This window comes from Treponema endosymbiont of Eucomonympha sp. (assembly GCF_001028545.1).
This window is the reverse complement of record NZ_BBPW01000017.1, coordinates 1-12,453: the sequence shown is the minus strand read 5'-3', so window position 1 is coordinate 12,453 and position 12,453 is coordinate 1. Positions and strand designations below refer to the sequence as shown.

Annotated in this window: 16 protein-coding genes and 3 pseudogenes; 4 read left to right on the top strand and 15 right to left on the bottom strand. The window is 55.2% G+C overall.

All coding sequences use genetic code 11. The features are described 5' to 3' along the window. Positions 1–404: 404 nt before the first annotated feature. The 7 genes and pseudogenes from AWU74_RS01750 to AWU74_RS01720 form a co-directional block, all read right to left on the bottom strand. A pseudogene (locus AWU74_RS01750) lies at positions 405–1,411 on the bottom strand (NAD-dependent epimerase/dehydratase family protein). A gap of 131 nt (positions 1,412–1,542) precedes the next feature. Then, positions 1,543–1,893, bottom strand: coding sequence for a hypothetical protein (locus AWU74_RS01745; RefSeq protein WP_062327001.1), 351 nt, complete (start codon positions 1,891–1,893; stop codon positions 1,543–1,545). Positions 1,894–1,993: 100 nt separating this feature from the next. After that, positions 1,994–2,173 (bottom strand): hypothetical protein, encoded by a 180-nt coding sequence (locus tag AWU74_RS01740; RefSeq protein ID WP_062326999.1) that lies wholly within the window; start codon positions 2,171–2,173, stop codon positions 1,994–1,996. 11 nt (positions 2,174–2,184) lie between these two features. Beyond that, positions 2,185–2,637: a DUF6056 family protein gene (locus AWU74_RS01735; RefSeq protein WP_306700905.1), complete on the bottom strand. Its 453-nt coding sequence runs from the start codon at positions 2,635–2,637 to the stop codon at positions 2,185–2,187. A gap of 44 nt (positions 2,638–2,681) precedes the next feature. Then, positions 2,682–2,840 (bottom strand): annotated as a pseudogene (locus tag AWU74_RS13310) (DUF6056 family protein); the annotation flags it as partial. Positions 2,841–2,987: 147 nt separating this feature from the next. Beyond that, on the bottom strand, positions 2,988–4,256 hold the full coding sequence (locus tag AWU74_RS01725; protein ID WP_062326993.1) for an HAD-IIIA family hydrolase: 1,269 nt from the start codon (positions 4,254–4,256) through the stop codon (positions 2,988–2,990). After that, positions 4,253–4,885: a D-sedoheptulose-7-phosphate isomerase gene (locus AWU74_RS01720; RefSeq protein ID WP_202966367.1), complete on the bottom strand. Its 633-nt coding sequence runs from the start codon at positions 4,883–4,885 to the stop codon at positions 4,253–4,255. The genes AWU74_RS01725 and AWU74_RS01720 overlap by 4 nt, the downstream gene beginning before the upstream one ends. 208 nt (positions 4,886–5,093) lie before the next feature. On the opposite strand from AWU74_RS01720, the gene AWU74_RS11385 reads away from it, so the two are divergent. The 3 genes from AWU74_RS11385 to AWU74_RS01710 all read left to right on the top strand — a co-directional run bounded on the left by AWU74_RS11385 (position 5,094) and on the right by AWU74_RS01710 (position 6,969). Then, positions 5,094–5,246, top strand: coding sequence for a hypothetical protein (locus tag AWU74_RS11385; protein ID WP_162481811.1), 153 nt, complete (start codon positions 5,094–5,096; stop codon positions 5,244–5,246). 217 nt (positions 5,247–5,463) lie between these two features. Next, positions 5,464–6,096: a cyclodeaminase/cyclohydrolase family protein gene (locus AWU74_RS01715; RefSeq protein WP_062326992.1), complete on the top strand. Its 633-nt coding sequence runs from the start codon at positions 5,464–5,466 to the stop codon at positions 6,094–6,096. A gap of 18 nt (positions 6,097–6,114) precedes the next feature. Then, a complete protein-coding gene (locus AWU74_RS01710; RefSeq protein ID WP_062326983.1) occupies positions 6,115–6,969 on the top strand; it encodes a bifunctional 5,10-methylenetetrahydrofolate dehydrogenase/5,10-methenyltetrahydrofolate cyclohydrolase in 855 nt (284 codons plus the stop codon). 92 nt (positions 6,970–7,061) lie between these two features. On the opposite strand, the gene AWU74_RS01705 is transcribed toward AWU74_RS01710, so the two are convergent. Beyond that, entirely contained in the window at positions 7,062–7,364 is a 303-nt protein-coding gene (locus AWU74_RS01705; RefSeq protein WP_162504657.1) for a transposase, read from the bottom strand. A 46-nt stretch (positions 7,365–7,410) separates the two neighbouring features. Further along, complete coding sequence (locus tag AWU74_RS01700) at positions 7,411–7,758, bottom strand: leucine-rich repeat protein (RefSeq protein ID WP_062326979.1); 348 nt, start codon at positions 7,756–7,758, stop codon at positions 7,411–7,413. Positions 7,759–7,946: 188 nt separating this feature from the next. On the opposite strand from AWU74_RS01700, the pseudogene AWU74_RS09900 reads away from it, so the two are divergent. Further along, positions 7,947–8,707 (top strand): annotated as a pseudogene (locus tag AWU74_RS09900) (IS5 family transposase). Here the strand turns inward: AWU74_RS09900 and AWU74_RS01690 are convergent. The 6 genes from AWU74_RS01690 to AWU74_RS01670 all read right to left on the bottom strand — a co-directional run. Beyond that, positions 8,667–9,005 (bottom strand): hypothetical protein, encoded by a 339-nt coding sequence (locus AWU74_RS01690; protein ID WP_059369728.1) that lies wholly within the window; start codon positions 9,003–9,005, stop codon positions 8,667–8,669. The pseudogene AWU74_RS09900 and the gene AWU74_RS01690 sit on opposite strands and share 41 nt — an antisense overlap. Then, positions 8,983–9,117 carry a hypothetical protein gene (locus tag AWU74_RS13120; RefSeq protein ID WP_306698442.1) on the bottom strand — a complete coding sequence of 45 codons (135 nt, stop codon included), beginning with the start codon at positions 9,115–9,117 and terminating at the stop codon, positions 8,983–8,985. The genes AWU74_RS01690 and AWU74_RS13120 overlap by 23 nt, the downstream gene beginning before the upstream one ends. Positions 9,118–9,428: 311 nt before the next feature. Next, positions 9,429–9,878, bottom strand: coding sequence for a hypothetical protein (locus AWU74_RS01685; RefSeq protein ID WP_062326975.1), 450 nt, complete (start codon positions 9,876–9,878; stop codon positions 9,429–9,431). Between the two features lie 132 nt (positions 9,879–10,010). After that, the gene (gene gpmI, locus AWU74_RS01680) at positions 10,011–11,684 is read right to left on the bottom strand and encodes a 2,3-bisphosphoglycerate-independent phosphoglycerate mutase (protein WP_059370102.1); all 1,674 of its coding nucleotides are present in this window, start codon (positions 11,682–11,684) and stop codon (positions 10,011–10,013) included. 103 nt (positions 11,685–11,787) lie between these two features. Further along, on the bottom strand, positions 11,788–12,045 hold the full coding sequence (gene rpsU / locus AWU74_RS09895; protein WP_086046082.1) for a 30S ribosomal protein S21: 258 nt from the start codon (positions 12,043–12,045) through the stop codon (positions 11,788–11,790). A gap of 226 nt (positions 12,046–12,271) precedes the next feature. Continuing rightward, the coding region (locus tag AWU74_RS01670) for a hypothetical protein (RefSeq protein WP_162504656.1) at positions 12,272–12,453 on the bottom strand (182 nt) is incomplete at its 5' end.

Genomic DNA, 12,453 nt, shown 5'->3' with positions numbered 1-12,453 from the left:
TCTATTAAGCGCGAGCGTCTCGCCCGTCGCAGGGTTGACGACGCCCCGCGTCTTGCCCGAAAGCGCCGCCGTCCACTTTCCGCCGATATAGTTCTGCTTTGTTTCCACGCATGCCTCCCCAGTGAACCGCCGCACAAAAAACGCATAAACCCGCCGGACGGAGGATTTATGCGCCAGTGCACAGGTAACATGCTACCCTGTCGCGCGGGAGTTGTCAAGGCGAAGCGCCGCGCCGGATGAAGTGCGGCGTGCGGCAAACTCGCGGCGTATAAGTAAAGGCAGAGAGGATTTTATCTATGGGTTTTTCGGCTACCGCGATACGCAAACCGTGTATTATGCGCTGTTTTTTGCCGTCCGTGGCAAAAAAATACACGGATAGGCTGGTATATATTCCGTTTATTCGATCATATTCGCCCGTCGTTTTTCAACCATAAAACCATATCTCTGATTGTTTCTTCGTAGGGCCGCGGATTAAAACCTAAGACGCGTTTGGCTTTTTCACAAGAAAAATCATTATTGCGGATAAGGTTGTATATGGCAAATGTGGTAATCAAAATAGGTTTCTTTGAAAACTTTGTTGCAAGCGAACCAAAAAAGGCAATTACTTTTATGACGGGTAACGGAACAATTGTTTTAACGTCTTTTGCGCCTGTATATTTTGCTATCAAATGAAACAGGTCTGCCATATAAACTTTGCTGTTACTTAAAATGTAGCCTTCGCCGTTGCCCCCTTTTTCGATACAAGCAATTACCCCTTCTGCAAGGTCTCGGACGTCAACCGAGTTAAAACTACCGGGAAATCCGGCAGAAAGTTTGCCGCTGACAAAGTCGATTATAAAATTAGTGAAGTATCCGTTTCCATAGTCGTTTGGTCCGCAAATTCCGCTAGGATACACAATTGACGCGTTGATTTTTTTTGCAGCTATTGCGTCAAGAACAAGTTGTGTTGCCTCTGCTTTTGTTTTTGAATATCCGCCGACAACAAGGTCAGGATCAAAAGATTTAGGCTCTGTTATAGCCTGTCCTTTCGGCAGTTCAGGTATTGCGCCTGTTGAGCTGACATACACCAATTTTTTACCTTGTGCTCAACGCATTTGTTTATGATGTTTCTGGTTCCTTCAACATTTATCGCCTTAAGTTTCGGTGTTAAATCAGGTGATACCGTTACCATGCTTGCGCAATGCAGAACAATTATTTCTGTATTCTCGGGCACAGAAAAAAACACTTCAAGTGAATTGGTATCCAAAAGGTCGCCGTCAACAATTTCCGCCTCTTTTGGAACATGTTTTTTCATTGGGTCGCCCTTCAAAACAAGGGTTCGCACTTTTTTGTTTTGCGCTATAAGACTGCGGGAAACATTGCTTCCCAAAAACCCTGCCGCGCCTGTTAATAAATACAATGTATTTTCCATAATAAACCTCCTAAAATGAACGCCGTATTTTAAGTATATTATATTTTTTTTATGTATGTTAATAGGCTTTATTTTATATTTCCAACCTTTTTAGCCCCAATGCCGCATAACGTAAAAAGTTTACGGTGTTTTTAACGGCGGGCGCGGTTCCCGCCGCCTTTTTTATGCCCAAACGCGGCTTTGCCGTATGCCGCGCGCCACAGGTTCGCGGCACACCCAGCCGTTCCGCATTCGGGGAACTCCGGACGCGGGGCATATTGCGTTCCCTTTACGGGAACGTTCGAGTTCCTTGAAAGAACTCGACATAAAGACGAAGCGGGGCTGTCCGTCCGTATTTCAAAATTGCCCGTCCGCGCTTCAGGTCTGTCCGTCCGCGTTTTATAATTGCCCAGCCGCATTTCAGGTCTGCCCAGCCGCGTCTTAAAATTGCCCGGTCGCGGGGCGGGTTTGGGCAGGCGCGTTTCAAAACCGTCCGGTTTCAACTCATGCTTGTTCGATTATGAAGCAAAAAGGGGCGATTATAAATCAAAACAGGGCAGTTTCGCGCCCGCTATGGACGTGTTTTTGCCTTGTTTTGGCAGGTTATTTCGGTACACCGGCAGATTTTGCCTCTCTGTCGAATTTTTTCAGAAAACTCAGGGCTTCCCTCGCAAGGGGAACGCCTGTTTCTTTACGTCCGGCTTCGCCGAAAGCGACTCGTATCCGCCCTTCGGTTTTGTGCGCATGTGTGATAAGCGGGCGCACCGTGCGTCGATATGCCATTTCGGCGCGGCTTACCAGATTTCGACGCCGCATATTGAGCGTATGCCGAAATAGGCGGCGATAGAATTATTCGGCCACTTGCCGGGGTCGGTAGTGATATCGTTGCCGCGCGCCGCGTATTTGTTCCCCAGCAAAACCGACGTCGGAATCGGCTCGCGTACCTCTACGTCCAGCACCCCCTTTTCTTTTTGCGCTAAAATATATTCAGCCCGCTGTTTCCATTTTACGTGTATCTCCCGAATGTCTTTCGTCGCGCACGCGAACGAAAACAAAAAAGCGCCGAGCGCGAATGCATAGAGCGCGGGGAAGTTTTGCTTAATCTGTCCCTGCACTTCCAGCCGCCGCACCAAAGAAAGCAAGGCGGCGCACAGAAATACCACACCGGTGAACGACGCGCGCGTCGGAAACTCCGGGCTTGCCGCCATTGCGAAAAATACCGCGAACCCTGCCGCTGCGTATGGCAGGGCGACCGCGTCGAAGTTTTCCGTTGGCGGGACAGCAGGAGCGCAAAACCGATTAAAAGCCCTGCCGCACCGAATACTTCAAAAAGCGCAAGCGGTTCTTTTTTATGCCGTTTCGGGACAAAATAGGAGATAAGGAGAAACAATGCCGCCACGCAGAGATTTTCGTTTCCCCAGCCGGCTATCGCCCTGAACGGAAAGACTATTTTCGATTTTCTTGAAATGACAGCGACAGCGCTGTTTCAGTTTAGCGGATAAGCGCTTCGCTGTTTCCGGCAGCGTTTCTTCTTCGTTAATAGCACGGAACGACAACGGCGAGTATTAGTTCGCCGTCGGTTTGAGGCGCAGGGGCGTCAAACATAATTCGCCGCACTCCCGCAAAATAAATGCTGTCTGCCGTATTCCACAAACTCCGCCAGACTCCCGAACGCCGCCTTGCACCCTGCCGCGATTCCCGCCTGCGCGTCCGTCGGCTCGTCCCCGACCATATAGGACTGCGACAGGTCGATATTGTATTTTTCAGCCGCTTGCAGCAGCAGACCGGGTTTTGGTTTCCGGCACTCGCAGGCAAGCTTGTATTCCGGGCGCTCTCCGGCGAATCCTTTGTCGGGGTGGTGCGGGCAGAAGAAAATGTCGTCGAGATATGCGCCCGCCCTGCCGAGTTCCGCCTCCATTTTGCGGTGAACGGCGACGAGGTCTTCGAGCGACGCCTCGCCGCGCGCAATGACGGGCTGGTTGGTTGCGACGATAGCGAGATACCCCGCCTGATTTATGGCGCGGAGCGCGTCCGCCGCCCCGTCGAGCAATTCAAATTCATTCGGCGTGCGGATAAAGCCGTTCGGCTTATTGATAGTGCCGTCGCGGTCTAGGAACACCGCCTTTTGTTTGCGCGACAGGTTCCGCGCCGCCACCGCGCCCGACGCAATATCTGTGGCAACCTCCGCGTAGCGCTCCGGCGTGCCCATATCCTTGATATATTCGGGCGTGCTATAGGCGTAAATCCCGCCGCGCGCTATGTTCGGTTTCAAAACGTCGCGGTCTAAATCCAAACGTCCGCCCGAATCCGACAGGGCAAGCAGCCGTTTTGACAGTATATGCAGCCCCGCGTTCACCTGATTCTTATACCATTTGCGGGGTTCTTCCTTGCTGAGCCAGCCCGTAACGCGGCATTCCGCGTCGGTGATTAAAAGCGCGCTGTCGTAGGGATGGCTGTTCGGGTGCGCGGCGAGCGTCGCTTGCGCTCCGCGCTCGCGGTGAAACGCGGCGAAGCGCGAAAAATCAAGGTCAAAGATGATATCCCCGTGGATCAATAGAAAGTCGTCGGTCAGCGCGTCGCGGAACCGGTAGAGCGCGCCAGCCGTTCCGAGCGGCTCTGTTTCGGCGTAATAGGATATGTTGCAGCCGAAGCCGATCCCGTCGCCGAAATACTCTTGTATCGCCTGCCCCAAATGCCCCGTTACAATGATAATGTCGGTGAGTCCGTTCCGTTTGAGGCAGTCGAGCTGGTGTTCCAGAATCGGCTTGCCGCACAGCCGAATCATCGGCTTGGGAACGCCGGGGGCGACGGAGGCGATGCGGGTGCCTTTGCCGCCCGCCATGAGCACCGTTTTAAGGGGATTCATGCGAAAAAGCGCTCCTCGAGCATCAGGCACAGCGCGTGATATACGGGAAGGTGCAGCTCCTGTATCAGGTACGTTTCGGTCTCCGGCACGACGAGCGCACAGTCGGCGAGCCGCGCGATTTTCCCGCCGGAGCCACCGGTGAGCGCGACGGTTTTAAGCCCTTTCGCCTTCGCCGTGAGCACGGCATAGACGACGTTCGCCGAATTGCCCGACGTGGAAATACCCATAAAGGCGTCGCTGCTCGTTCCCAAAGCGCACACGCCCTGCGCGTATATCAAATCGCCGCCGTTGTCGTTCAGTGTGGCGGTAACAAATGCGGTGTGCGCGGCAAGGCTGACGGCGGGCAAGCCCTGCTGCAATTTCGCCGCGAGATACGCGCCGCTTTCCGCGTCGACGCTGCGGAGTTTTGCCGCAAAGCCGCCAGTAACGCGGCGTTTTTTGACGAAGCCCTTCATAAGCTCGCCCGCTATATGGTCGGCGTCCGCGGCGCTGCCGCCGTTTCCGGCGACGAGCAGCTTTCCGCCGGACTCAAACGAAGCGGCGAGCAGCCGGTACGCCTGCTCAATATCGCCCTGAATCCCGCTCAATTGCGGGTAGCGTTCGATAAGCCGCTGCATATAATCCACCACATACTCCTCGCGGCGCACTATATACTTTTTTGCCCGCTTTGTCAGCAACCTGTCCGTGCGGGAGTCTCTTGTCCGCTTGAGCAAAAATCCGTCTCCTGTTCGTGCCGGTGAACGCCTTCGTTTTTTTATGCATCCTCCTTTTTCTTTATTCATCTGCACTGTCTAGGTAGCGTGGACGGGATAGAGGAAAAGAGGTAAAATGGAAGGTATGAATGAAATCGTCTTCGGTGCCCTCAAGCACCGGCGGGGAATCGCTACGCGCTACGCAAAGCTCACCGCTTCCTTCATCGCCGACATTCGCATCAGGTGTTTGTTCCTCTACCTTTTGTCCACGCTACCTAGGATTGAACCCATATCTTGATATGAAATTGACTTTCGTTCTGTTTCCGTGGTAAAATAAGCCGAATCGGAAGATTCGACCGTTCAACTTGCACTGAACGATCGGGGATTTTGAAAAGTCCAGCATAAAGACAAAAACATATATTTGGAGGATAGAGTGGTGGTGATCGGCTGCGGTTTGGGGTGCAACGCGAACTCTCTGTGGAAAACGGGGTTCCCTGCCCCAAAGGAGATACGAGGTGAAACTGGCTGAAAAAACCTGCGGAGACTTTATCGCGGCGCTGGCGGGCAAATCGCCGGTGCCGGGCGGCGGCGGGGCTTCCGCGCTCGTCGGCGCGGTGGGAACGGCGCTGGGGAATATGGTCGGCAGCCTGACCGCAGGCAAGAAAAAATATGCCGACGTCGAGGCGGACATTGTCCGGCTGCAGCGCACGGCAGACAAACTGCAAATCGAGTTACTCACGCTGATAGATAAAGACGCGGAGGATTTCGAACCGCTCGCCAAGGCATACGGGCTTCCGAGCGGAACCGACGCCGAAAAAGCGGAAAAAGCAGAGGTCATGGAAAAATGCCTAAAGAATGCCTGCGCGGCACCGTTTGAAATCATGCGGAAGTGCTGCGAGGGAATCGCTTGCTGCGAAGAATTCGGGGCGAAGGGGAGCCGCCTCGCGCTGAGTGACGCGGGAGTTGGTGTCGCCTTCTGCAAAGCGGCGTTGCAAGGGGCGAGCCTCAACGTGTTTATAAACACGAAAGCTATGACAGACCGCGCGTATGCGGATAAAATTAACGCGGAAGCTATCAGTCTGTTGGCGGAATATTCCGCGCGCGCCGACAAGACATTCAAAAGCGTCGCCGAGCAATTGCGGGCATAAGCCGCGAAGGAGCAAGATGTGGCAGAATTGTTGAGCGGGAAAGCGGTAGCGGAAGCGCTGACCGAGCGGATGAAGGCGGACGTTGTCGCGCTCAAGGCAAAAGGCCTTACCCCGACGCTAGGCATTATTCGGGTCGGCGAGAAGGGACCAGACATTTCTTACGAAAAGGGTGCGACCAAACGGTGTGAGGAAGTCGGTGCGGCGGTGAAAAACTATGTGCTGCCGGAAGACGCGACACAAGAGGCACTGCTCAAGACAATTGCGGAAGCGAACGCCGACAGAAAGGTGCACGGCGTGTTGCTTTTCCGCCCGCTGCCCAAACATATCGACGATAACGCCGCCCGCGCGGCGCTCAACCCCGCAAAGGACGTGGACGGAATCACCGATGGCTCTATGGCGGGAATCTACTCGGACAGCGGCGCGGGGTATCCGCCCTGCACGGCGGAGTCGGTGATACGGATTCTCGACCACTACAAAATCGACCCCGCGGGCAAGAGGGTGGCGGTTTTGGGGCGCAGCACGGTCATCGGCAAGCCGGTGTCGCTGTTGCTGTTGAAAAAGAACGGCACGGTAACGATTTGCCACTCAAAGACACAGAATTTGGCGGAGACGGTAAAAGCTGCCGACATTGTGGTTGTGGCTATGGGCAGGGCGCTGAGCGTCGGCAAGGAATATTTCCGTGCCGGTCAGTACGTGATAGACGTCGGCGTGAATCCGAAACCGAACGGCGAGAAGGGCACCTGCGGCGACGTGAAGTTCGACGAAGCCGAGCCTGTCGTGGCGGGAATCAGTCCGGTGCCCGGCGGTGTCGGCGCGGTAACCAACGCCTGCCTCGTAGCGCACGTAATTGCGGCGGTGAAAGCGGCTCAGTAGCATTTCTGCGGTAACGTGGACTTGAAGACAGAGGAGCAAACACCTGACATGAATGGCGGGAATAAAGATACCCCGCTGCTTGCAGCGGGGTATCAGACCTTAGAAGAGAAACTAATGAAGAAAGCGGTGTGCTTTGCATAGCACGTAGCGATTTCCCGTCGGTGCTTGAGGGCGCGGAAGACATTTTCAATGACATGCCGTTCCAGTTCACGGCTGTGCGCTCTTTGCTCTCTCCGATTTTTAACCGGAGGGATAACTGTTGCTATACCTGTTTCCTTAAGCATGTCGAGCAGTTCGTTCGTGTCATACGCTTTGTCCGCAAGGAACGCTTCCGCTTCCAAATCCTCCATAAAGAGAGGCGCTTGGCTGCAGTCCGCGACAGTACCGCTTGGCACAATGCCATTTGCCGCTTTCCTCTATGCCGCCCCTATCATTTTACCGCTACTCCCTTAAATTTGCCGTCGCCAATATTTGTGTAGAGTGCCAGCCGCGCCAGTCGTCGTTACCACTGGCTATTTTTGCTTCCAATGCGGTTTTCGCCTGAGTCGTGGGCACATAAATGGGGAACCCTTTATCTCTTCTGACATGAAGAAACACGTCTTCGCCGTCAAGCGTCGATATCTCCGTTCCAAATGCGAGTGATTCAAGTGCGGTACACCCTCTGAATGCAGTATTTCCAATAACTGTAACCGGAGGCAAGCTTAACGACCTAAGCGCATCGCAACCGTAAAACGCCCCTGCCCCGATAGTTACATCCGCAGGCAGGTCTGCTGATTTAAGCATAGCCATGTAGAGGTTATCCCCCGTTGTTTCATCGTGTATAACCGAAACGAAAGCGCTTTCTCCGACTGTTTGTACACCGGACGCTTTGAACGTTTTAAGCGAAGTAAAAAAGCCGAACGCACCGCGACAATAATAAGAGTAGGTCTCTCTAGGCAGTGTGGACTGGATAAGGGGAAAGAGGTAAAATGGGAAGCATGAAAGAAAATGAAGGCATTCACCGGCATGATATAAGCGACGAGGCGTGGGAACGGATAAAAGAACTGCTGCCCGGACAGGCAGGGAAACGCGGGGGAGTGGCGAAAGACAACCGTTTGTTTATCAACGCGGTAGCGTGGCAGACGCGCACAGGCGCTCCGTGGAGGGATATACCGCCAGAATTCGGAAACTGGAACAGCATACACAAGCGGTTTTGCCGCTGGCGGGATAAGGGAATATGGAAAACGCCGGGCGGACGCCGCAACAGGCGAGCCTGCCGGGGATATCCGTATGATAGATTCGACGTATATCAAGGCACACGCGGACGCATGCGGGGCACAAGGCGGCACTCAGGATATTACCGCACAAAAGGGGGCTGAACAGCAAATTGCACTTGGCAGTTGACGAGTACGGGATACCGGCAAGCGGTACTGTCGCGGACTGCAGCCAAGCGCCTCTCCTTATGGAGGATTTGGAAGCGGAAGCGTTCCTTGCGGACAAAGCATATGACACGAACGAACTGCTCGATATGCTTAAGGAAGCGGATATAACAGCAGTCATCCCTCCGGTTAAAAGCCGGAAAGAGCAAAGAGCGTACAGTCATGAACTATACCGGGCGCGGCACGTCATTGAAAATGTCTTCCGCGCCCTCAAACGCCGGCGGGGAATTGCCACGCGCTGCGCAAAGCTTGCCGCTTCCTTCATCGCCGCCATTCATGTCAGGTGTTTATTCCTCTACCTTCCAGTCCACACTGCCTAGGCTCCGCCTCCGTAACCGTATCCGGCAATATGAGAGACACGATTTTGTCTGCGCCTTTGTCGTACCTCGTCCACGCAGTCATCCCTTTACACGCGCTTAAATCAAGGGCGATGTATTTATCCGAGGCGTCAAGTGCGGCAAACAAACTCTCTATGTTTGTTTCCTGTTCTGATAAATTGACGCCGGACAGCCTTACTGCAAGAGGCGTACCTATAGCGGTTCCGTCTGACTGCCCGTCAAGATAGGTTTTTAAGTCTGCAATGTTGGCAAACGTTTCATAATCGTATACCGTTTCCAATTCGCCGGTCGGCGCAGAAGGTGTGTCGTCCGTATCTTTGCCGGATAAATTGCACCCCCGTCGCCAGTATCAGCGCCGCTGTTCTAATCATTGCAATAAAAGTATTCTTCATAAAATGTTCCTTTACGCTTACTGTCTGCCGACTGTTATTTGTGTTCCGTATATATAGCATATTTGCGGAAAAGGGACACCCCCTGTACGGCGAATTTTTCCGCACACAGGACAACCTCTGCCTGTGTCCCGCCAGCTTTTACCTGTGAGCAGTCAGACCTTACCTGTGAGCAGGTAAGGTCTTGCCTGAACACCGCCAGATTTTGCCACTATGCCGTCATAGGGGAAGCGGCAAAACCGCTTCCCCTATGAGACGAGAAAGAGAGCGGGCAAAGCCCGCTCTCTTTCTCTCCCGTTCGGTAATCCCGCCCGTCAGATGCCCGCCGGTCTGTTGTCTCTCTTTTCGATTTTGATTACGTCTTTGAGGCTGAACTTCAGATAGCAAAAGTCAAAATCGCTGGTATTGTAGAAGTCGCGTATTGGAATGCCTGCCCGTTCTAGCGCGTTGCGAATGGTATCGTTGTCTTTTCTGAACCAGTTCCAAACCTGTACCATAACGTCTTTTCCGGCGTTTTCAGGCGTAAAGAACTGCCCGTCGCCTCCCGTATCGAGGAAATAGCTGTCCACGATTCCTTTCGGACCGGTCAGCCGGTAAACACCCCCTAAATTGCCTCTCCCCGCCGCCGATATAACGCCGCCGGTGTTTACGGATTTCGGTATCGGAATGTCCCGGTCTATGCTGGCGTTGCACCCGATTCCTATGCACGCGCCCGCAAAAAATGCGGCACCGACCGCCAGCGCCGCTGCCGTCTTGCTTTTCATTTGCTCTGTCCTTAAAGAGCGGGCGTTTAAGCCCGCGCTGTTTGATTTGCTGTCTTTCGATTTTTGCCGCGTTCGGCGGTTTCTTCAGGAGGCTCGGCGCGAAGGCTTTGCCGCGATGCCTTCACCCATAGGTCAGAGCGGCTCCGCCTTCACGTCGATAAGGCTTTTGTCGTAATCCACGGGCGGGACAAACCCCAGCAGGCACGCGCACGTCGCCGCGAGCGAGCTGATTCCCAGCCCCTCGTTCAGGCGCTTCCCGTATTCGCCCTTCCATTCCGGGTCATAGATGACGCACGGCACGGGGTTGAGCGAGTGGCTGGTCTTCGCCTTCGGGCTGCCGTCAGCCTTCAGGGACACGCCGCCGGTTTTTTTGTCGTGCTCGTACATATCGTCGGCGTTGCCGTGGTCGGCGGTCAGGAGCATGATTCCGCCCGCCTCGTCTATTGCCTTCCGCAGCCGGCCGAGCTGCAGGTCGAGCGCTTCCAGAGAGCAGACGACGGCGTTGAACACACCCGTATGCCCCACCATATCGCCGTTCGGAAAGTTGATCCGTATAAAGTCATACGCGCCGCTCCCGACAGCGCCGCCGGCGGCGTCGGTGATTTCGGCGCACTTCATCCACGGGCGCTGCTCGAACGGCACCACGTCGCTCTTGATTTCCGCGTAGTCCTCCAGCTTCTCGTCGAACTTGCCCAGTCTGTTGCCGTTGAAAAAATACGTAACGTGCCCGTATTTCTGCGTCTCGCTGAGGGCGAGCGTCCGAACCCCCGACGCGGCGAGGTATTCGCCGAGCGTCCGGTCTATTGCGGGCGGGCTGACGAGGTACTGCGCGGGGATATGCAGGTCGCCGTCGTACTCCATAATGCCGGCGTATTCTATTTTGGGCAGACGCTTCCGGTCGAACTTGTTGAATTCGCCGTCGGGGGTTTCAAACGCGCTCGTTATTTCGAGGGCGCGGTCGCCGCGGAAGTTGAAGAAGATGACGCTGTCGCCGTCGTTGATTGTGCCGACGGGTTTGCCCTGCTCAGTTATCACGAACTCTTTCAGGTCCTGGTCTATGACGCCGGGGATTTCCGCGCGGTAGGTCTCGATAGCTTCCCGCGCCGACGCGAACGCCCGCCCCTCGCCGAGCGCGTGGGTTTGCCAGCCGCGCTCCACCATGGACCAGTCCGCGCCGTACCGGTCCATAGTGAGATACATGCGCCCGCCCCCTGACGCGATTCGGCAGTCCGCGCCCGTCTTGTTGCAGTCCGCGAGAAAAGCTTCGAACGGCAGCACGTAGTCGAGCGCGCTCGTCTCGCCCACGTCCCGCCCGTCGAGCAGGGCGTGCACGCGGATTTTCCCGACACCGTCTTTGAGCGCCCGCGCAATCATCGCCTTGAGGTGGTCGAGGTGCGAATGCACGTTGCCGTCGGAAAGCAGCCCGATAAAATGCAGGGCGCCGTCCGCCGCCTTCGCGCTGGCGGCGAGCTTCTGCCACGTGTCTCCCGCGAACAGCGCGCCGCTTGCAATAGACGCGGACACGAGCTTTGCCCCTTGCGCAAACACGCGCCCGCAGCCCATTGCGTTATGCCCGACTTCGCTGTTGCCCATATCGTCGTCGGAAGGCAAACCGACCGCCTGACCGTGAGCCTTGAGCTTCGTGTACGCCGAGCGCGCCGTAATTGCGCCGAAGTGCGCCATTCGCGCCACCCGCACCGCGTCCCCTTCGGGGTATGCGCCGTACCCGACGCCGTCCATAATCACCAGAAGGAGCGGACCGCGCCGTCCCTTCCACGCCGGATTCTTCTGCAAAGTCTGTACCATATATCCTCCTCAAGAACAAACCGCATGCGCGGACAGACACAAAAAAGCGGGGCTGTTGGGCAACAGCCCCGCTTTGTATTCGGCGGCGGAAACAAAGCCGCCTTTATCTTGGCGGCGGATAGCTGCCGGGGCGTTCTCTTGATCCGCGGTCCCGCTCGCGGAGCGCATGACGCCGCCCTACTACTTTTTTTATCAGCTTGCGCTGCATTGCCTTGTTTTTGCGGTTTCTGATAGTAGAAGGCTTTTCATAGTGTTCGCGGCGTTTGCACTCGCGGATAATCCCTTCCCGTTCAACCATTCGCTTAAAACGCCTGATTGCCCGCTCAAGGCTTTCGTTTTCCTCAACTAGTATCTGTGCCATTATTGTGTCACCTCCTTCCGGCTCTGCCGCAGGGATTTTCATACTATTGCATAGAGGCTTGCCTGTGTCAACGGCGCGCGCCGCCTTATGCCGCCCTATTGCCCCGCGCATGCAATACCGTTTGGCGGCTTTATACCGCCCTGCGGTTGTGCGCTGGAGCGACCGTTTTGCGCCGGATTTACGTCCTTGCAGTGCTTCGCAAGCGCGCGCCGAAATGACGGTCTGTTTACGCCCGTTTTGCCAGAAACGCTGCCGCCTCGTTTTCCGCGTCGTAGGTTGCGTAGAAGTACGGCGTTTCCGCGCTGAACTCGCCCGCGCAGGTATCCACCATTTTGTACGACGGGTACAGGCGCATTCCGTCCGGAATCTTCGCGCCGAGCATCGCTTCGATTGCGGCGTCAGGGTAGC

Coding starts and splice junctions, on each gene's coding strand:
- AWU74_RS01740 (WP_062326999.1), bottom strand. CDS start 2,173: ATGGCATATCGACGCACGGTGCGCCCGCTTATCACACATGCGCACAAA.
- AWU74_RS01725 (WP_062326993.1), bottom strand. CDS start 4,256: ATGAATCCCCTTAAAACGGTGCTCATGGCGGGCGGCAAAGGCACCCGC.
- AWU74_RS11385 (WP_162481811.1), top strand. CDS start 5,094: ATGAATGAAATCGTCTTCGGTGCCCTCAAGCACCGGCGGGGAATCGCT.
- AWU74_RS01700 (WP_062326979.1), bottom strand. CDS start 7,758: ATGGCTATGCTTAAATCAGCAGACCTGCCTGCGGATGTAACTATCGGG.
- AWU74_RS13120 (WP_306698442.1), bottom strand. CDS start 9,117: ATGAAGAATACTTTTATTGCAATGATTAGAACAGCGGCGCTGATACTG.
- AWU74_RS01685 (WP_062326975.1), bottom strand. CDS start 9,878: ATGAAAAGCAAGACGGCAGCGGCGCTGGCGGTCGGTGCCGCATTTTTT.
- gpmI (WP_059370102.1), bottom strand. CDS start 11,684: ATGGTACAGACTTTGCAGAAGAATCCGGCGTGGAAGGGACGGCGCGGT.
- rpsU (WP_086046082.1), bottom strand. CDS start 12,045: ATGGCACAGATACTAGTTGAGGAAAACGAAAGCCTTGAGCGGGCAATC.